Annotated in this window: 19 protein-coding genes; 18 read left to right on the top strand and 1 reads right to left on the bottom strand. The window is 58.7% G+C overall.

Translation table 11 applies throughout. The features are described from left to right. Window positions 1-153: 153 nt before the first annotated feature. The gene (locus QN377_RS00140; protein ID WP_095000268.1) at window positions 154-1092 is read right to left on the bottom strand and encodes a site-specific integrase; all 939 of its coding nucleotides are present in this window, start codon (window positions 1090-1092) and stop codon (window positions 154-156) included. A 178-nt stretch (window positions 1093-1270) separates the two neighbouring features. Between QN377_RS00140 and QN377_RS00135 the strand changes: the two genes are divergently transcribed. The 18 genes from QN377_RS00135 (at window position 1271) to QN377_RS00050 (ending at window position 19930) form a co-directional block, all read left to right on the top strand. Then, window positions 1271-2278 (top strand): DNA-binding protein, encoded by a 1008-nt coding sequence (locus QN377_RS00135; RefSeq protein ID WP_322212906.1) that lies wholly within the window; start codon window positions 1271-1273, stop codon window positions 2276-2278. Between the two features lie 161 nt (window positions 2279-2439). Further along, entirely contained in the window at window positions 2440-3282 is an 843-nt protein-coding gene (efeU, locus tag QN377_RS00130) for an iron uptake transporter permease EfeU (RefSeq protein ID WP_322212907.1), read from the top strand. 8 nt (window positions 3283-3290) lie between these two features. After that, a complete protein-coding gene (gene efeO / locus QN377_RS00125) occupies window positions 3291-4484 on the top strand; it encodes an iron uptake system protein EfeO (protein WP_095019948.1) in 1194 nt (397 codons plus the stop codon). Between the two features lie 17 nt (window positions 4485-4501). Then, window positions 4502-5812, top strand: coding sequence for an iron uptake transporter deferrochelatase/peroxidase subunit (gene efeB, locus QN377_RS00120; protein ID WP_095019949.1), 1311 nt, complete (start codon window positions 4502-4504; stop codon window positions 5810-5812). A gap of 25 nt (window positions 5813-5837) precedes the next feature. After that, window positions 5838-6662 (top strand): iron uptake system protein EfeO, encoded by an 825-nt coding sequence (efeO, locus tag QN377_RS00115; RefSeq protein ID WP_095000273.1) that lies wholly within the window; start codon window positions 5838-5840, stop codon window positions 6660-6662. 478 nt (window positions 6663-7140) lie between these two features. Beyond that, window positions 7141-8154 (top strand): undecaprenyl-phosphate 4-deoxy-4-formamido-L-arabinose transferase, encoded by a 1014-nt coding sequence (gene arnC, locus QN377_RS00110; RefSeq protein WP_095000274.1) that lies wholly within the window; start codon window positions 7141-7143, stop codon window positions 8152-8154. Continuing rightward, on the top strand, window positions 8151-10142 hold the full coding sequence (arnA, locus tag QN377_RS00105) for a bifunctional UDP-4-amino-4-deoxy-L-arabinose formyltransferase/UDP-glucuronic acid oxidase ArnA (protein WP_095000275.1): 1992 nt from the start codon (window positions 8151-8153) through the stop codon (window positions 10140-10142). Before arnC ends, arnA begins: the two co-directional genes overlap by 4 nt. Next, entirely contained in the window at window positions 10142-11026 is an 885-nt protein-coding gene (gene arnD / locus QN377_RS00100) for a 4-deoxy-4-formamido-L-arabinose-phosphoundecaprenol deformylase (RefSeq protein WP_095019952.1), read from the top strand. The genes arnA and arnD overlap by 1 nt, the downstream gene beginning before the upstream one ends. Further along, entirely contained in the window at window positions 11023-12672 is a 1650-nt protein-coding gene (gene arnT / locus QN377_RS00095) for a lipid IV(A) 4-amino-4-deoxy-L-arabinosyltransferase (RefSeq protein WP_095019953.1), read from the top strand. The genes arnD and arnT overlap by 4 nt, the downstream gene beginning before the upstream one ends. Further along, on the top strand, window positions 12669-13013 hold the full coding sequence (gene arnE, locus QN377_RS00090; RefSeq protein ID WP_095000278.1) for a 4-amino-4-deoxy-L-arabinose-phosphoundecaprenol flippase subunit ArnE: 345 nt from the start codon (window positions 12669-12671) through the stop codon (window positions 13011-13013). Before arnT ends, arnE begins: the two co-directional genes overlap by 4 nt. Further along, window positions 13010-13411 carry a 4-amino-4-deoxy-L-arabinose-phosphoundecaprenol flippase subunit ArnF gene (gene arnF, locus QN377_RS00085; protein ID WP_095000279.1) on the top strand — a complete coding sequence of 134 codons (402 nt, stop codon included), beginning with the start codon at window positions 13010-13012 and terminating at the stop codon, window positions 13409-13411. Before arnE ends, arnF begins: the two co-directional genes overlap by 4 nt. Beyond that, window positions 13408-14766, top strand: coding sequence for a UDP-glucose/GDP-mannose dehydrogenase family protein (locus tag QN377_RS00080; protein ID WP_322212913.1), 1359 nt, complete (start codon window positions 13408-13410; stop codon window positions 14764-14766). The genes arnF and QN377_RS00080 overlap by 4 nt, the downstream gene beginning before the upstream one ends. Window positions 14767-14841: 75 nt before the next feature. Further along, complete coding sequence (locus tag QN377_RS00075; protein WP_169916271.1) at window positions 14842-16449, top strand: ArnT family glycosyltransferase; 1608 nt, start codon at window positions 14842-14844, stop codon at window positions 16447-16449. Between the two features lie 109 nt (window positions 16450-16558). Then, entirely contained in the window at window positions 16559-17122 is a 564-nt protein-coding gene (pnuC, locus tag QN377_RS00070) for a nicotinamide riboside transporter PnuC (RefSeq protein ID WP_095000282.1), read from the top strand. Beyond that, window positions 17119-17673, top strand: a complete 555-nt coding sequence (locus tag QN377_RS00065) for an AAA family ATPase (RefSeq protein WP_095023891.1) — start codon at window positions 17119-17121, stop codon at window positions 17671-17673. The genes pnuC and QN377_RS00065 overlap by 4 nt, the downstream gene beginning before the upstream one ends. Before the next feature lie 362 nt (window positions 17674-18035). Continuing rightward, window positions 18036-18476 carry a hypothetical protein gene (locus QN377_RS00060; RefSeq protein ID WP_095023890.1) on the top strand — a complete coding sequence of 147 codons (441 nt, stop codon included), beginning with the start codon at window positions 18036-18038 and terminating at the stop codon, window positions 18474-18476. A 1-nt stretch (window position 18477) separates the two neighbouring features. Further along, window positions 18478-19053, top strand: a complete 576-nt coding sequence (locus QN377_RS00055) for an adhesin (RefSeq protein WP_133144590.1) — start codon at window positions 18478-18480, stop codon at window positions 19051-19053. Between the two features lie 70 nt (window positions 19054-19123). Then, on the top strand, window positions 19124-19930 hold the full coding sequence (locus QN377_RS00050) for a heme utilization protein (protein ID WP_322212918.1): 807 nt from the start codon (window positions 19124-19126) through the stop codon (window positions 19928-19930). Window positions 19931-19982 lie beyond the last annotated feature (52 nt).

The following is a 19982-nucleotide window of genomic DNA, read 5'->3' as shown; positions in this document are numbered from 1 at the left end:
TTGAAAAGTTGATGGGGTGAATCCTAACAACACATTTCGTATCTGGCTCATTGGCAAAGCTGATGCTGACGATTGGTTTTAGCTATCAGGCGTACCTATAAATAGCCGAAAACTAAATATGATCCACCTGAACAGGTTTCAACTTGATGTCGATCAGTTGCCGATGTTTTTTTGCGCGGTGATGCTCATCCCGGTAAACGGGGTGGCTTCAACATAGCGCATGGCTGACTTTATGTCTTTCCAGCCGACGTAATTCATCAGTGACTTCAAGTCCCAGCCACTTTGATGGGCCCATGTCGCAAAACCGCGACGCAGGGAGTGACTGGTGTATTGCTCGGCCGCAATGCCCGCACGCTCCAGCGCCTGGCGCAGCAACGGGATCACACTGTTGGCGTGCAAGCCCTCCTCCCCCAGGTTGCCCCAGCGATCGATTCCGCGGAACACCGGGCCGCGGACCAACGCCGCGGTATTGAGCCATTCGATGTAGGCGCGCACCGGGCACAGTCGCAGCAGGGCCGGGGTCTGAAAGGTTTTGCCGAGGTTGTCGCGGTCACTTTTGCTGCGTGGCAGATACAAGGTAATGCCTGCCCCTTCTACAGCCTGCACATGCTCGACTTGCAGGCGGCACAACTCATCACTGCGGAATCCGCGCCAGAAACCGAGCAGGATCAGGGCGGCGTCACGCCTTGCGCGCAGCAGCCCCGGCTGATCACCACTGGCTTGCGCCGCCAGGGCCTCAGCCTCCAACCACTCGACCACCTGTTCAAGATGCTGCAATTGCAGCGGTGCCGCCTGCTTCTCCTGCACGGGATGCAGTGCCCGAATACCCTTGAATACCTTGCGCACCATCGGCGCCTTGGTCGGGTCGGCAAACCCCTGACTGTTGTGCCACTGGGCAATCGCTGACAGGCGCAGCTTGAGGGTGTTGATCGACAATTGCCCGGCATGAGCCACCAGATAACGCGCCACGCTATCGCTGGTGGCCGGCAGAAACCCGCCCCAGGTCACTTCGAAGTGCTCAATGGCCGCCCGATAACTGCGGCGGGTGTTGTCGCGGGTCGCGGCGTTCAGGTAGCGATCCAGCTCGCTCATGGGCAGCTCTCTTGTGTGGCGTACCGAAAACAGGCCTTAAAAGCAGTTTCAAGGCTCTGGCACGGGATAATACCAGTATATCCCGTCTTATTTTTCATTAAATAACATCAATAAAATGTGCTAATCTAGTATGTAATTACATGATACATACCACAGTACATAATCGTAGGAGATGACCATGGCCCGTGGCGGCGTAAACAAGGCAGTGGTGCAAATTGCACGCACCGCGATCCTGGCTCGAGGCGAACACCCGAGCATTGATGCGGTACGTATCGAGATGGGCAATACCGGGTCGAAAACCACGATCCATCGCTATCTGAAGGAGCTCGACGAGGTTGACTCGCGCCGCGGCGTGCCTCGTGAGCAAATCGATGATGAACTGACTGAGCTGGTTGCCCGCCTCGCCCAGCGCCTGCAGGAGCAGGCACAAGAGCCCATTGACCGGGCTCAGGCGCATTACGAGCAGCTCAAAGTGCAACTGCAGGCGCAGTTGAACGAAGCACAGGACGCTCGGGCACAGCTTGAGCAGCAACTGGAGATCCAGGGCGCAGCGCTGCATCAGGAAAGCACCCAACTCGACGCCACCCGCTCAATGCTGCAAACCGAACAGACTCGCAACGCAGCCCTGAATCAGGCTTGCAGCGACTTTGACCTGCGCCTGAAAGATCGTGACGAGCAGATTCGCTCGCTGGAAGAAAAGCACCTGCACGCCCGCGATGCGCTGGAGCACTATCGCAGCGCGACCAAGGAACAGCGCGAGCAGGATCAGCGCCGTCATGAAGGCCAGTTGCAGCAGGTGCAAATGGAACTGCGTCAGGCCCAGCAAAGTGCATTGGTACGCCAGGATGAAATCACTCAGCTGCATCGCGACAATGAGCGCGTACTGAGCGAGAGCCGCGCACTGGGCAAGGAACTGAACCAGGCCAATGACCTGCAGCACAAGCTGGGCAACCAGAATACGCAGCTCAACACCCAACTCAGTCAGCTGCAAAGTGAACGCACCCTGCTTCAAGAGCGCCTGCGCGTAGCCACGCAGGAAAGTGAAGGCTTGAAACAGGCCCACGCACAGATCCAGGCAAGCCACGCAGCCCTTTCCTTGCGCGCCATAAAGGCTGAAACCGCGCTGGAAAGCCTGCAGGAGCTAAAGAAGGATGCTGAACAAAGCGTGCTCACCAAAGACCAGTAGAACTACCTGACTCGATCCAGGCCCGCTCCCGCAAAAGCTGAATAGACACCCCCATCTTCGTTCAGCAACCGTTCAGCAAATGCAATCGATTCTTGTTTGGCAATACGTATCAGTATGTTACAAATTAGCACCCTAACTAATTTGTGACGCGGTAGCCCACCATGCTGGTTCCATTTCTGATCATGCTGCGCGAAGGGATAGAGGCCGCACTTATCGTCGGCATCATTGCCAGTTATCTCAAGCAAACAGGCCGCGGGCAGTGGATGCCCGCCGTATGGGTAGGGGTGTTTCTGGCCGCCGCCCTGTCTTTGCTGGTGGGCGGCGGGCTGGAGTTGATGAGCGCCGAGTTCCCGCAAAAACAGCAAGAACTGTTCGAAGGCATCGTCGGCCTCATTGCCGTGGGCATTCTCAGCTCAATGGTATTCTGGATGCGCAAGGTCGCGCGCTCGATCAAGCATTCGCTGCACACCTCCCTCGATCACGCCCTCGCCGGCTCCCGGCATCAAGTCACGGCACTGATTGCCATGGTCTTTTTTGCCGTCGCCCGGGAAGGGCTTGAAACCGTATTTTTCCTGTTAGCCGTCTTCCAGCAAAGCGAAGGCCCCGCCGCACCCCTGGGCGCCCTGCTCGGCCTGCTGCTGGCCATCGGCGTCGGCTTTGCCATTTACAGCGGCAGCATGCGCCTGAACCTGGGGCTGTTTTTCCGCTGGACCGGCCTGTTTATTCTGGTGGTCGCCGCGGGCATCCTGGCCAACTCGGTACAGGCCCTGCACGAGGCAGGCCTGTGGAACCACTGGCAAGACGTGGTCTTTGATATCAGCGCCCACTTGCCGATGGATGGCCCGCTAGGCTCCGTACTGGCTGGCATGTTCGGCTATCAGGACGCCCCCACCTTCAGCGTGCTCGGTGCGTATGTGATTTATCTGGTCGTCACGCTGGTGATGTTCTTTCGCCCGCCGGCGCCCGCCAAAACCGCACACACTTCTTCAGTAACAAACCCATAAGGTCAAGCATGCCAACCCCTGCAAGCGGTACACCCCCACGCGCCCTGCGCTGGGCGGTGGCCGGCTCGGTGATCGTGATGATCGCAGCCGGCGGGTTGTTCTACTACGCCTCGCAACTGGCCGCGGCCAAGCGCAAGGCTCACGGCACTGAAATAACCGTGACCATCCACCCGCATAGCTGCGAACCCGACGCCCTGACTGTACCGGCCGGCTTCAACAGCTTTCGCATTATCAATGCCTCCGAGCGCGCGGTGGAGTGGGAAATTCTCGACGGCGTGCTGGTGGTCGAAGAGCGGGAAAACATTGCCCCGGGCCTGAGCCAGGTGATCAACGCGACACTCGCTCCCGGCGATTACGCCATCACCTGCGGTCTGCTCAGCAACCCCCGCGGCACCCTGCATGTGACGCCCACTGCAGCGTCCGAAGCCAGCGCCAATGCCAGGCCTACGATGGTGGCCTTTGTTGGGCCGTTGTCAGAGTTTCGGGTTTACCTGAGCCAACAGGGCAGCGCCCTGACCAGGGCTGTCGATGCCCTGTCGCAAGCCATTAGCGCCGGTGATCTGGAACAGGCGCAGGCTCTGTATACCCCCGCACGCGAGGCCTATCAACGCCTGGCGCCGGCAGCGCAACGCCTTGCCGAGCTGGACAACGCCATCAATGCTCGCGCCGACTATTTCGAAAAGCGCGAGCAGGATCCGGGGTTTACCGGTTTCCACCGCCTGGAATACGGCCTGTTTGACCAGCGCAGCACTCAAGGCCTGGCGCCGATTGTCCAGCAGCTGCAAGCCAATAGCCTGCTGCTCAAGCAACAGTTGCTTGCTCAATCGTTGCCCCCCGAACAACTGGTCAGCATCGTCGCCCGCACCCTGCACAACCTAGCGGATAACCGCGCCAACAGCGGCGAAGAGGAGCGCTACAGCCATATTGACCTCAATGGCTTTGCCGCCAACCTTGAGGCTGCGCACAAAGTGGTTGATCTGCTGCGCCCTTTGCTGCTCAAGAAAAATGCCGACCTGCTGCACACCATAGACGGTGCCAGCAGCGCGCTGGATGCCGAACTCAATGGCCTGAAAACCCCGCAGGGCTACCGCACCTACGACACCGTCAGCGCCCCGCAGCGCCAACAAATCAGCAACAAGGCCAAGGTTATGGCCGATGCACTCGATGGAATCGATCCCGCCCTCGGCCTTAGCGGCCTGTAATTGCAGACGAGACGTACATGAGCGATTCACCACACATCCCGAACGAGTTCAACCTGCAACGCCGGCGCATCCTGATGGGCATGGGGGTCGCCGGGGCGGCACTGGCTGGCGGCGCCCTGAGCTGTCCGGCCATGGCCGCCGCCAACCCGGCCAATGCTCAAGTCACCCAGGCGCCCAGCAGCGACAAGACCCAGGATCATCACGACTTTCACGGCCAGCACCAAAATGGCATTGTCACCCCGCGCCCGGCCGCCGGTATGCTGGTGGCCTTTGATGTACTGGCCACGGACCGCGAAGGTCTCGAACGCCTGCTGCGCACCCTGAATGAGCGCATCGCCTTCCTGATGAAAGGCGGCCCGGTCGCCCAGGTCGATCCCAAGCTGCCGCCAGTGGACTCGGGCATTCTCGGCCCGGTGGTCAGCCCCGATAACCTGACCATTACCGTGTCCGTGGGCGACTCCCTGTTCGATGAGCGTTTTGCCCTGGCCAAGATCAAACCCAAACACCTGAGCCGCATGCAGGGCTTCCCCAACGATGCCCTGGACCCGGCCCAGTGCCACGGCGACTTGAGCCTGCAGTTTTGCGCCAATACCGCCGACACCAATATCCACGCCCTGCGTGACATTGTGAAAAACCTGCCCGACTTGCTGCTGGTGCGCTGGAAGCAGGAAGGCACCGTGCCGCCGCAAGCACCGGCCAAGCCCGGCGAGCCGGCGCAAAGTGCGCGCAACTTCCTGGGCTTTCGTGATGGCTCGGCCAACCCCGACTCCAACGACAACACAGCGATGAACCAGATTGTCTGGGTCCAGCCCGACAGTGGCGAGCCGCAGTGGGCGGTCAACGGCAGCTATCAGGCAGTGCGCATCATCCGCAATTTCGTCGAACGCTGGGACCGTACCCCCCTGCAGGAGCAGGAAAGCATTTTCGGCCGCAACAAGGCCAGCGGCGCGCCCATGGACGGTGCCCGGGAGACCGATGTGCCGGATTACAGCAAGGACCCCCACGGCAAGGTCACCAAACTTGACGCCCACATCCGTCTGGCCAATCCGCGTACCGCGCAGACACGCAACAGCCTGATTTTACGCCGGCCGTTCAACTACTCCAATGGCGTCAACAAGAACGGCCAGCTGGACATGGGCTTGCTGTTCATCTGCTACCAGCGCGACCTGGAACAGGGCTTTATCGCCGTGCAAACCCGGCTCAACGGTGAACCCCTGGAGGAGTACCTCAAGCCTGTGGGCGGCGGATACTTCTTCACCCTGCCGGGCGTGCGCGACGAACAGGATTTTATCGGCCGCTCGCTGCTCGATGCTGCTACACGCACCTGAACCTCAACCCACCGGAAAAAGTCCCATGAAGAAGACCCCGCTCGCACTGTTCCTGGCCCTGGGCTTGCTCCACACCCCTCTGTCGGCGCTCGCTGCAACCGCGCCACTGGATTTGGTGCAACCCGTGTCCGACTACAAGATCTACGTCACCGAGCAGCTGGATGAGCTGGCCAGCAACACGCAAAAATTCACCGATGCCGTGAAAAAGGGTGACCTGGTCACGGCCAAAAAACTCTACGCCCCGACCCGCGTTTACTACGAGTCGATTGAGCCGATTGCCGAACTGTTCAGCGACCTGGACGCCTCGATCGATTCACGCGTAGATGATCACGAAAAAGGCGTCACTGCGCCTGACTTCACCGGTTTTCACCGCATCGAGTACAGCCTGTTTGCCGAGAACAGTACCCAGGGGCTCGACACGCTCGCAGACGGCCTGAATAACGACGTCAAGGACCTGCAGACCCGCGTTGCCGGGCTGACCTTCCCGCCGGAAAAAGTCGTCGGCGGTGCTGCAGCATTGATGGAAGAAGTGGCCGCCACCAAAATTTCCGGCGAAGAAGACCGCTATAGCCACACCGACCTGTATGACTTCCAGGGCAACGTGGACGGCGCGAAAAAGATCTTCGATCTGTTCCGTGCGCAAATAGAACAGAGCGACAAGGCCTTTGCTGCCAAGGTCGACAAGAACTTCGCCACGGTGAACAGCATCCTGGCCAAGTACAAAACCGCCGACGGCGGCTTTGAGACCTATGACAAGGTCAGGGAAAACGACCGCAAGGCCCTCATCGGGCCGGTCAACACCCTGGCCGAAGACCTGTCGACCCTGCGCGGCAAGCTGGGTTTGAACTGATTCAAGGTTTCTCGCAGCGCCAACCGATGTGACTCACGTCACATATCCGCAGGTTGGCGCTGGGCTTTGCCTGCGCACTTGTTACTCATTAGTCATAAAAGCTGTGCTGAATCACTGTTCAAAATCGTTCAGTCAATGTAAGAATCTTCCTGTTTAAGAAAAGTACTACTGTCAAGTCAGACAATGCTTGGGCGCTGTAAATACTTTCCTGAATAGCACCTGTCTAGCGTTTAGATAGGATGCACTGTTGACCCAACTTTTATAGGTTTTTCACAAGGACGCGTTTAACGTATGCAACAGCAACGAAAGCAATGCCCCAAGACTTTGCAACAAAATCATGTAGATAACGCTTTAGAACGACTTTACCTTTGTTAGAAACAGGCTTTACTCGTAAAGGGCCCGGATCTTTAACGCGCCCTGAGTTTGGTCGACAAAGACATGTCGTCTTGTGCCATTGAAACTGACTGGAACGAATACTTTGAAACCCTACCCAATCCAGTGTGTGTCGATCGTCATTCCGGTCTACAACGAAGAAGAAAGTCTGCCCGAGCTCTTGCGTCGCACAGAAGCCGCCTGCGCACAACTGAGCCAGGCCTATGAAATCGTACTGGTCGACGACGGCAGCCGGGACAAATCGGCGCAAATTCTCGAAGACGCTGCCGCACGTGAAGGCAGCCCCGTAGTTGCGGTTATTCTCAATCGCAACTACGGCCAGCATGCTGCAATCATGGCCGGCTTTGAGCACTCCAAGGGCGATGTGGTGATCACGCTGGATGCCGACCTGCAAAACCCGCCGGAAGAAATTCCGCGCCTGGTGGCACAGGCTGCTCTTGGGTACGACGTGGTCGGTACGGTACGCAACAACCGTCAGGACTCCGCCTGGCGCCGCTGGCCTTCACGGCTGATCAACCTGGCCGTACAACGCTCCACCGGGGTTGCCATGAGCGACTATGGTTGCATGCTGCGCGCCTACCGTCGCAGCATCGTCGACGCCATGCTCGCCTGCCGCGAACGCAGCACCTTTATCCCGATCCTGGCCAACAGCTTTGCCCGCCACACCACCGAGGTACTGGTCGAGCACGCCGAGCGCGAGCACGGTGACTCCAAGTACAGCGCCATGCGCCTGATCAACCTGATGTTCGACCTGATCACCTGCATGACGACCACGCCCCTGCGCCTGCTGAGCATCATCGGTTTCAGCATGGCAGCACTGGGCGCGGTCTTCGCCATTGCCCTGATCATGTTGCGCCTGATCTTCGGTGCAAGCTGGGCCGGCGACGGTACTTTCGTATTGTTTGCGGTGCTCTTCGTGTTTACCGGCGGCCAATTTATCGGCATGGGCCTTCTGGGTGAATACCTGGGCCGCATGTACAGCGATGTAAGGGCACGGCCACGATTCTTCATTGAAAAAATCGTACGCGCCGACTCTGCAACGCCTTCCGTTACAACCAGCACCCCGACTTCCTCTACTTCGACACAGGTTCAATCATGAGTTTGAAAGCCGTTGTTTTCGCCTATCACGATATTGGCTGCACAGGCATCGAAGCCTTGCTCAATGCAGGCTACGAAATTGCTGCTGTATTCACCCATGCTGACGACCCCAAAGAAAACAACTTCTACGGTTCGGTTGCCCAGCTGTGTGCACGCAAAGGCATTCCGGTTCACGCTCCTGAAGACGCCAACCACCCATTGTGGATCGAGCGCATTCGCAAACTGAACGCCGACTACATCTTCTCGTTCTATTATCGCCACCTGCTGGGCGAAGAGTTGCTGGCAAGCGTCAGCAAGGGCGCCTTCAACCTGCATGGTTCCCTGCTGCCACGCTACCGTGGACGCGCACCGGCCAACTGGGTACTGGTAAACGGCGAAACCGAAACCGGCGTAACCTTGCACCGCATGGTCAAACGCGCTGACGCAGGCGATATCCTGGCCCAGCATCGTATCAGCATCGAGCGTTCGGACACGGCCCTGACCCTGCACGCCAAGCTTCGCGAAACCGCCGCCCAACTGCTGGCCGAAGCCCTGCCACTGCTGCCACAAGGCAAGCTCACCGAAACCCCGCAAGACGAATCCAAAGCCACTTATTTTGGTCGCCGCACCCCGGCTGACGGCTTGCTGCAATGGAACCGCCCGGCTGAAGAACTGTTCAACCTGGTACGTGCCGTGACCCAACCTTATCCGGGCGCCTTCTGTGCCGTGGGTGAGCACAAGCTGATTGTGTGGGGCGCCGAAGTGGTTGCCGGCAACCAGGGCCATGCACCTGGCCAAGTCATCAGCTGCGAGCCGCTGCGTATTGCCTGCGGCACAGACTCGCTGGTCATCACCGCAGGCCAGCGCAACGACAACGGCCTGTACCTGAGCGGCCCGCAACTGGCCCGCGAGCTGGGCCTGGTAGAAGGTTCGCGCCTGCGAGGCAGCGAGTCCGGTCGCCCGGCACGCCGCACCCGAGTGCTTATCCTTGGGGTTAACGGCTTTATCGGCAACCATTTGTCCGAGCGCCTGCTGCAGGACGACCGCTACGAAGTCTACGGCCTCGATATCGGCTCCGATGCTATCGATCGCCTGCGCAGCCACCCCAACTTCCACTTTGTGGAAGGCGATATCAGCATCCACACTGAATGGATCGAATACCACATCAAGAAGTGCGACGTGGTCCTGCCGCTGGTGGCCATCGCGACGCCAATCGAATACACCCGCAACCCGTTGCGCGTGTTCGAACTGGACTTCGAAGAGAACCTCAAGCTGGTGCGCTACTGCGTCAAGTACAACAAGCGCGTGATTTTCCCGTCCACGTCCGAAGTGTATGGCATGTGCCAGGACAAGAACTTCGACGAAGACACCTCCAACCTGATTGTTGGCCCGATCAACAAACAGCGCTGGATCTACTCGGTCTCCAAGCAACTGCTGGATCGCGTTATCTGGGCTTACGGTACCAAGGGCCTGAAATTCACCCTGTTCCGTCCGTTCAACTGGATGGGCCCACGCCTTGACCGCCTGGACTCGGCACGGGTTGGCAGCTCACGCGCCATCACCCAACTGATCCTGCACCTGGTGGAAGGTACCCCGATCCGTCTGGTTGACGGCGGCGAACAAAAGCGCTGCTTCACTGACGTGGCCGATGGTATCGAAGCTCTGGCGCGCATCATCGACAACAAGGATGGCAAGTGCGACGGCCAGATCATCAACATCGGCAACCCGGACAACGAAGCCAGCATTCGTCAACTGGGCGAAGAGTTACTGCGCCAGTTCGAGGCGCATCCGCTGCGTGACAACTTCCCGCCGTTTGCCGGTTTCCGTGATGTTGAAAGCCAGTCTTTCTACGGTACCGGTTACCAGGACGTCAGCCATCGCAAGCCAAGCGTGGAAAACGCCCGTCGCCTGATCGACTGGACACCCACCACCGAGCTGAGCGAAACCATTGGCAAGACCCTGGACTTCTTCCTGCGTGAAGCCATGGTAGAAATCGCGGAAAAACGCTGATGCAAGCTGGACTGCGTATCGATGTCGACACGTACCGCGGCACCCGTGAGGGGGTGCCGCGGCTACTCGAACTGCTCGACGAAGCCCAGATCAAGGCGACGTTTTTTTTCAGCGTGGGGCCGGACAACATGGGCCGCCATTTATGGCGGCTGATCAAGCCCCGGTTCTTCTGGAAAATGATGCGCTCCAAGGCTGCCAGCCTGTATGGCTGGGATATTTTGCTGGCTGGCACCGCTTGGCCCGGCAAACCGATCGGCAAGGATCTGGGGCACCTGATGCGCCAGACCCTTGCCGCCGGGCATGAGGTCGGCCTGCACGCCTGGGATCACCATGGCTGGCAGGCCAATACCGCGCGCTGGAGCGAGGCGCAGCTGATCGAGCAGATCCGCCGGGGTGTCGACACCCTGAGCGACATCACCGGGCAAGCCGTCGAATGTTCGGCGGCCGCTGGCTGGCGTGCCGACGAGCGCGTGGTCCGGGCCAAGGAAACCTTTGGTTTTCGCTACAACAGTGATTGCCGCGGGCACAGCCTGTTTCGGCCAAGGTTGGCCGACGGCAGGCTGGGGGCGCCGCAAATCCCTGTGGACTTACCCACATTCGATGAAGTGGTCGGGCCCGAGCTCAGTGCCGCCGATTTCAACTCATTCATTCTTGACCGCTTCAGCCCGCAAAAGCTGAATGCGTACACCATCCATGCTGAAGTAGAAGGGATTCTTATGGCCAATGACTTCCGTCAATTACTGGCGCAGGCCCGTGCCCGTGACATTCATTTCCAACCCCTGCGGGACTTGCTGCCCGCCGACCTCGAGAGCCTGCCCGCCGGGCAATTGAGCCGTGGCGTGCTGGAAGGCCGTGAAGGCTGGTTGGGAGTGCAGAAGCCATGACTTCACGCTGGACAATACCGCTGCTGGTTCTGGCCTTTATCGCCTTTTACCTGTTGCCATTGGGCACCCACGGCTTGTGGATCCCGGACGAAACGCGCTACGCGCAGATCGGCCAGCAAATCCTGATCGACGGTAACTGGGTCACCCCGCACTTTATGGATTTGCGTTACTTCGAGAAGCCGATTGCCGGCTACTGGATGATTGCCATCGGCCAGGCCATTTTTGGCGAAAACCTGTTTGGCGTGCGCATTGCCTCGGCCATCGCCACCGGTTTGAGCGTGTTCCTGGCCTATGCCGTGGCCCGTCGCCTGTGGAACGATCCGCGCAAGAGCTTTGCCTGTGCCCTGGTGTACATGACCTTTGGCCTGATTGCAGGCCAGGCCGGTTATTCCAACCTTGATCCGCAGTTTACCCTGTGGGTCAACCTGAGCCTGGTGGCGCTGTGGTTCGCCGTCGACAGCAGCTCCAATCGTGATCGCCTGATCAGTTGGGCGGTACTGGGTTTTGCCTGCGGCATGGGCTTTATGACCAAGGGTTTTCTGGCTCTGCTGCTGCCGGTACTGATCGCCCTGCCCTACATGCTCTGGCAAAAGCGCTTTCTGGAACTGGTCAAGTACGGCCTGGTGGCCATGCTGGTGGCGGCCATTGTCTCGCTGCCGTGGGTGTTGGCAGTACACGCCCAGGAGCCTGACTACTGGCGCTTCTTCTTCTGGCACGAGCATATCCGCCGTTTTGCCGGTGACGATGCCCAGCACGGTCGCCCATGGTGGTTCTACCTGCCGCTGCTGGTGGTTTCCAGCCTGCCTTGGGCAGCGTTGTTGCCGGTGGCCTTCAAGGACGCCTGGAGCAACAAACGCCATGCAAGCATTGTGTTCGTGCTGCTATGGCTGCTGCTGCCACTGGGGCTGTTCAGCCTGAGCAAGGGCAAGCTGCCAACCTACATCATGCCGTGCATGTTGCCGTTGGCACTGCTGCTGGGCCACGCAATGATGCAACGGGTTGAACAGGCCAAAACCTGCGCCCTGCGCTTCAATGGCGCGGTCAACCTGATCGGCGGCAGTGCGGCATTGCTGGCCCTGGTGTATTTCCAGGTCAAACAGCCCTTCTATGACAACGAACCGCTGCATATGGCCCTGCTGGTCGTGGTGCTGCTGACGTGGATCATTACCGGCCTGCTGACACTGACCAAACCTCTGAAAATGTGGGCTGCGCCGGCACTGGCCATGGGTGTTCTGGTACTGGTACTGCCAGCCGCCATGCCGAGCAGCGTGGTTCACAACAAAATGCCTGACCAGTTTGTCCTGGAACATATGGATGAGCTGTCCCGGGCCAAGACATTTCTGAGTAACGACCTGGGCGCAGCGTCTGCTTTGGCCTGGCGTCTGCGCCGACCTGACGTGACACTTTACAACACCCAGGGTGAGGTCAAGTACGGCCTGACCTACGACGATGCCAAAGGTAAAAGCATTAGCCTGACCGAAGTTGGCCCGTGGATGGCTGAAGCTCGCCGCAAAGGCCCGGTCGGTGTGGTAATGCGGGTCAAGGACAGCGATGAGAGCCATGAAATGGACGAGTTGCCCAAAGACGCCAAGCGCTATGACGAAGGCAATATGGTGATTCTGATTTACCCGCAGATTGCTCCATGACCCTGACGCTATTGCTGTTGGCCTGTCTGTTGACCTGTGCTGGCCAGATCGCCCAGAAATACGCGGTCGAAGGTTGGCGCGGGGTTGACACCGGGGTGGCGCAAAAACTGCGCTCCCCCTGGTTATGGCTGGCACTGCTATGCCTCGGCCTGGGTTTGCTGGTGTGGTTGCTGGTACTGCAACGGCTCGAGGTCGGGGTTGCTTACCCGATGCTCAGCCTAAATTTTGTACTGATCACCCTGGTGGCCCGTTATCTGTTTAAAGAAACCATCGACCTGCGCCATTGGCTGGGCGTTGGGCTGGTAATAGCCGGGGTGGTTTTACTGGGGCAACACGCATGAGCCTGTACCGTGGATTTGCCTTTGCCTCAGGCAGTGTACTACTGGTCAGCGGCGCCCAACTGGGCATGCGCTGGAGCATGACGCGGTTGCCGCAGCCCGCCCAATGGCTTGAAGCGTTCAGCCAGGGCAGTGTCTCGCTCCCGGCGTTGGCCATGGTAGTTGCCGCCATTGTCGCGTATGCACTGTCGATGCTCTGCTGGCTGCTGGCCCTGCGCGATTTGCCCTTGGGCCGCGCCTATTCGCTGCTAAGTGTCAGCTATGCATTGGTCTACCTGCTGGCTGCCAGCCTGCCGATTTTCCATGAAAGCTTCACCCTTTCAAAAACCCTCGGTGTGACGCTGGTCATTCTTGGGGTGCTTGTGATCAATTCTCGACGTACTTCCGGAAACAGCGCATGAAAATCAGTGTATTTGGTAGTGGTTATGTAGGCCTGGTGCAGGCGACGGTTCTGGCGGAAGTCGGCCATGACGTCTTCTGCATGGACATTGACCAGAAAAAGGTCGAGTCGCTGCAACAAGGTCACGTCAGCATTTTCGAGCCCGGGCTTTCAGCCTTGGTGCGTGAAAACCTCGAGAGCAAGCGCCTGCGTTTTACCAGCGATGAAAAAACCGCTGTCGAGCACGGCGAGGTACTGTTTATCGCCGTGGGCACGCCTCCGAGCGAGGACGGCTCGGCTGATCTTGGCCAGGTGTTCTCCGTGGGTGACGCCGTTGCCCGCCACCGCAAGGAGCCGCTGATCCTGGTCGAGAAATCCACCGTGCCCGTAGGCACTGGCGACGCGCTGACCGCCCATATCAACAAGGCCCTGGAGCAGGCCGGACGCTCGCTGCAATTTGACGTGGTGTCCAACCCGGAATTCCTCAAGGAAGGCTCGGCCGTCACTGATTGCCGCCGCCCGGACCGCATCATCATTGGCTGTGCCCGTGAAGAAGTGCGTGAAGTCATGCGCGACCTGTACGCGCCGTTCAACCGCAACCATGACCGGATCATTTTCATGGACCTGCGCAGCGCCGAGCTGACCAAGTACGCCGCCAACTGCATGCTGGCGACCAAGATCAGCTTTATCAACCAGATCGCCGAACTGGCCGAGCACCTTGGGGCCGACATCGAAGCCGTGCGCCTGGGCATTGGCGCCGACCAGCGCATTGGCTATCACTTCATCTACCCTGGCTGCGGCTATGGCGGTTCGTGCTTCCCCAAAGACATGCGCGCGCTGATCCACAGTGCCCAGCAGGTCAATTGCTCCAGCGATCTGCTGCAAGCGGTCGAAGCGATCAACGAGCGGCAGAAGCACAAGCTGTTCGAACGCATCAACGCGTTTTTCAAGGGCAACCTTGAAGGCAAGACCTTTGCGTTGTGGGGCCTGGCATTCAAACCCAATACCGATGACATGCGCGACGCACCCAGCCGCGTATTGATGGAGGCCCTGTGGGCTGCGGGTGCCAATGTGCGCGCTTTCGACCCCGAAGCCATGCAGGAAACCCAGCGCCTTTACGGCGATGAAGCGCGCCTGAGCCTGATGGGCACACCGGAATCTACCCTTAATGGCGCCGACGCATTGATCGTCTGCACCGAGTGGCAGCAATTCAAGGCGCCGGACTTCGACCTGATCAAGCAACGCCTGAGCGCGCCGGTGATTTTTGACGGGTGCAACCTGTATGACGGTGAGCGCCTGGCCAAGGCCGGCTTGCAGTACTTCCCGATGGGGCGTGGCGAGTCGTGCAACTTGCCGGTCGGGTCAACAACCCTTTGATGATTCAGCAGCGCCGCCATTGGCAACAATGGCGGCGTTTTTTTTGTGCGTCCCGATGAGACAAGGAAACTCGACATGCGTGCCGATTTCACCTCCCCCGCCCTGCTCACCTTGCGCAGGCAATCGCTGATTCTGGGCGCGCTCGCCTTGCTGCTGTTTATCCTGGGCAACCATCAAGAGGCCGCGATTGGCTTTGATTCGCGCTTTGTCATGTTCGCCAATGAAATGCTGCGTCACGGCCCCGGTTTTTTCCCGACCACCTACGGCCAGCCTTACGCGGACTACAGCGCAACCTCGACCCTGCTTACCTGGCTGCTGTCCCTGCCCTTTGGCAAAGTCACCAGCCTGACAGCTTGGCTACCTACGGCCATTGCCAGTGCAAGCATTGTGACCTTGATGTATCGCCTGGTAGCGGCGCAATCGCGCACCTGGGCGCTGGTCAGCGTGGCACTGCTGTTGCTGAGCATGACTTTTATCACCGAAACACGTGCGGTATCGCTTGACCAGATGCTGGCAGCGCTCAGTTTCAGTGCCTTCTACCTGGCTTACGCCCACGATCACTTTGCGGCACCACGCCGTCATTTCTGGCTGTTGGCCCTGCTGGTACTGGGTTTTGCCGTGCGCGGGCCGATCGGCCTGGTCATTCCCAGCGGTATCCTGTGCAGCTATTACCTGCTTAATGGCCAGTGGCGGCGCCTGATCAGCTTTGGCCTGCAAGCGCTGGTCTTGCTGATCCTGTGTATTGGCACGTTATTGATGCTGGCCTGGATCAGTGGCGGTGAGGCTTTTGTACATGAAGTCATCCGCATGCAAGTGACAGGACGCATGGATGGAACCGAAGGCGCCAGCGGCGTGCTGTATTACTTCACCAGTTCCATGGGCAATTACGCGCTGGCTTATCCGCTGGCCGTTTTGGTGCTGCTGGCGATCCTGATTACCGGGCGCAAGCCGTCGGGGCCAGCCTTGCAACTGGTCAAGTACTGCGTTGGTGCAGCCCTGATCGTGATGATCGGCCTGTCGATTCCCCAGGCCAAAAAGGCCCGTTACCTGCTGCCCATGTTACCGATGGCCGCGATTATTGCGGCCTACCCGTTCCAGGTCATGCACGGGCGGGTATTTGCTGGCCTGCGCGGCTTGATTCAGGGGTTGTTCCTGCTGCTGCCGGGTTTACTGATTATCGGTCTGGTGATTGTACGCAAGCGTTTTGGTGAAGAGTTGCCACCCTTGACCGTCATATTCGTGGCCCTGGCAGTGCTTCAGGTTCTGGCCGTTGGCGTACTGTTCAAAGCCCAATGGCGTGTTGCGGGGCTGGCAACCTGTGCGGTGCTGGCGATGTGGAGCAGCTATATCATGGTCTTCGAACCTGCAGAGCGCAGCCTTTACGATACGCGTACCTTTACCCTCAAGGCCATGCAACTGATCGACCAGGCTCCGGCCCCAGTAGTACTGCATGGCATGGGCAAGGACGCCAAGGCGATCAAGTTCATGGTTAACGTGGATCGTGATCTGCTACCGCTGTTCACCCAGTCATCCGCTGAACTGGCAGCATTGCCGGCTCCGGCCTGGATCATCATGGATCGCAAGGACTATGAGGCCTTGCAAGGCAGTGACCTGGGTAATATTGCCCCGACGCTGAGCGGTCGTTTCGACAAGAACGACTATGTGTTGCTGCATCGGCCTTGATCCTGTGGGAGCGGGCAACCCCGCTCCCACAACTACGGCAAAACGCCAGAGCACAAACAGTGCGCCTGCAGGTACAATCCCCGCCCTTCTCTCTCCCCAAGGAATCCCAATGTCAGGGCTTGAACTGTTTGCCGCCGCACTCGGCGTCATTGCTGTCTGGTTGACAGTCAAACAGAACCCCTGGTGCTGGCCCATCGGTCTGGTGATGGTGCTGCTCTACAGCTGGATCTTCTTCGAGATCAAACTGTATTCAGGCATGCTCCTGCAGGTATTTTTTGCCCTGTTGCAAGTCTATGGCTGGTGGCAGTGGACACGCGCAGGGGCACAGCATGAAGGCCGTGTCGTCAGCCGGTTAAGCCCATTGCAAGTGCTGGGCGGGGTGATTGCAGGCGCCATCGGCAGCGTGGTTCTCGGCGCCTCAATGGCCCATTGGACCGATTCCACTTTCCCCTGGTCAGATGCCACGCTGACAGCCTTCAGTCTGGTTGCCCAATTATGGATGGCGCAAAAACGCCTGCAGTGTTGGGCATTGTGGTGTGTCATCGATGTGCTTTATATCGGCTTTTTTGCCTGGCAGGACCTGTACTTCACCGCCGGCCTGTACGCGTTGTTTACCCTGATAGCCATTCAAGGCTGGCGTGACTGGCGCCGCGACCCGGCGCTGCGCACATGAAGGTGGTCGTTCTGGCGGGGCCGGAGTCGAGTGGCAAGAGCTGGCTCGCTGCGTTATTGCAGCAGCGCTTTGGCGGCACCATGGTGGGCGAGTATGTGCGCTACTTTATCGAGCAAAACCCTCGCGAGACCTGCCTGGCCGATATTCCGGACATCGCTCTCGGGCAGCTTCGCTGGGAAGACGAAGCGCGCGCCCAACACCCCGCGCTGCTGATTCTGGATACCCATTTACTCAGCAATATCCTCTGGAGCCAGACCCTGTTTGGTGACTGCCCACAGTGGCTTGAAACTGAACTGCTCAAGCGCCACTACGACCTGCATTTGCTGCTGTCCCCCGACGATGTGGAGTGGACCGCTGACGGTCAACGCTGCCAACCCTCACTGGCGGAACGCCAGGCGTTTTTTGCGGCCAGTCTTGACTGGCTCACCGATCATCAACAAACCGTACAAGTGATAACCGGCGACTGGCAGGCCCGGCAACAGCATGCCTGCGCCGCAGTCGAACAATTAATGGGTAGTCGGGAAACTTGCTCAGACAGTATTAGTCCATAAGTTAGGTTGTTTACAACAAACAACTGGCAAGCGAGTTACTTAATGCTTTCAGCTTCTTGCCAATGTCCGTTGCTGTTACATGAAAATTTCGTGAAGCCTCTAAAACATTGGTTTGAGGCACGACTTTGCGCAACTGTAAGGTTAACGAGACACCCCCCTGCCCCACGTAATTTGCAACCCGGCCCTTATTGTACAAGGGCCGGGGCTGCACACTGACATCTCATGTTCGTTACACCTGATCCCGCCCGGAACAGTCATCGTGCTGTGTGCTGTTGTTTTCAAACATTAAATTAGAAATGGCACAGCTCATGCTCTCTTCCTATCACGCTTGCCAGGGCCAGCGTCGATAAGGGAGCACAGTCATGGGGCACGCATGTTGTGGTAATGGTCACCTGCTGATGGCTTGCAGCCTGAGCGCCTTGCTGGGCTGGTGCGCCGTTGTTCAGGGCGCCGGTAATGGCGAGATAGTGCTTACCCGTACCGTGCAACCCCATGCGGTGGGCAATCCGCCCATGCATCCCGATCCTGACCCGCTAACCGTCAATGCCAGCCCCTTGGTTCAAGTCATGGGTGCAACCCGTGAGCTGAGCGATGGTGATTTTGCCAGCGTCAGCAGCGGAACTGCGATCACCCGGTCCATTATGCCCAGTGGTAACACACTGCCCGGCCTCACCACCAGCAACGGCCTGCCAGGCATGAGCAATGGTCATGCTGGCGGCAGCGCAAACAGCATTTCCGGCACGATTGGCAACAGCATTAGCCAAGGGATGCGCCCGCTCTCTGCCCTGGGCCAGGGGAAATAACATGATTGCCTGCCGCCTGCCTGCACTGATTGCCGCGCTGCTGGTCACCTCCTTCGCTGTGGCGGCTTCCGATAACAACGCCACGATCAAGGATTCGGGGGCCAACTACCATGGCAATGTCTCGCTTAACCAGGCCTCTGGCGATCAGCAACAGCAAGTCAATATCCGTGCAATTGCCATCGGCACCGAGGCACGCGCTACGACTGCAGTGACCCAGAAACTCAATACCCCCGCCGACACCTCGCTCAATGCCCGGGCAACTATCGGTGGCAATTCCTTCAGTAATGGCAGCGGCGTGATCGGTATCAACCAGTCAGCCGGAGCCAATAACCAGATGGTCAATGCCGTGCGGGTCAGCATCAGTGCCCGGCCGCAAGGTATCGACGACAGCGCCTTGTCCCAGCAGAACGTGGCGCTGCTTCCAGACTCGGGTACCGCATCCCCCGCCAGCGGCAGTCGCCAGATCGTTACCAGCGATCAGGCCTTCACCGGCAGCCGAGGGGTGGTGCAGTTGAACCAGAGTGCAGGGGTGGGGAACCGCATGGCTAACACCCTGAATATCCGGGTTGCTGACTGACCCGGCAACAACGCAGTGCAATTGGAAAGTGCCAACACTTAACCCAACTAATGATGCACGGAGAAACACCATGAAACCGTCAATCGCTCTGAAGCCACTGGCTTTCGCTCTGGCAACACTGGTGGCCGTATCTGCTCAAGCCAACGGTAACGGCAACGGCAACGGCAACAACAATCCGCCGCCTCCATCGACACCGCCTGCATACACCCTTGACCCTAATGCCGCCGCCGCTGCAGTCGTGATTGACGTGCAAAACAGTCACAACAACAAAGTGACCAACAAGGCGGTCGAAAACAATGCAACCATCAAGGACTCGATCAAAGGGTCTGAAGGCAACATGGGCGCGAACGCCGCTTCCGGCTCCGGCAACCAGCAAGACAACGCCGTAGCGATCGCCACTTCAGACGAGAGCTTTGTGTTTGGTACCGCTGCGTCCCTGACCAGCGCCACCCAGACCAACAGCCACAACAACTCGCACAACTATGGCGCACAAAACAACGCCTCGATCAAAAGCTCGGCCAATGGCAGTTCGGGTAACGTCGGCATAAACGTTGCTTCGGGCGAGTTCAACCAACAGAAAAACAACCTGGCCATCGCCGTATCCAATGGTCGTATCGCCAGCGCCGGGGCAACCGCCTCGCAAACCTCGAACAACCTGTCGGTGATCAACGAAGCCGGTGCGTCTTACCTGAGCAATGTGAATACCTGGAATCAAGGGTCGGGCTGGAACAACAAAACCCCTGTCGTCAACAACGCCACCATGGACCATTCGTTCAATGGCTACTCGGGTAATGGCGGTGCCAATATTGCGGCAGGTACCGGCAACCAACAAAGCAACTCGCTGTCCATCGCTGCCGGCTGCAAGGTCTGCATGTAGTCGCGACGCTAAAGAAGGGTCTCGTTTATGAGACCCTTTTTCCTTATTCAGG

Origin of the sequence: Pseudomonas sp. CCC4.1 (assembly GCF_035019225.1) — a bacterium.
Taxonomy (GTDB): domain Bacteria; phylum Pseudomonadota; class Gammaproteobacteria; order Pseudomonadales; family Pseudomonadaceae; genus Aquipseudomonas; species Aquipseudomonas bubulae.
Note: the sequence above shows the minus strand (reverse complement) of the source record. Positions and strands in the feature narration are given on the sequence as shown.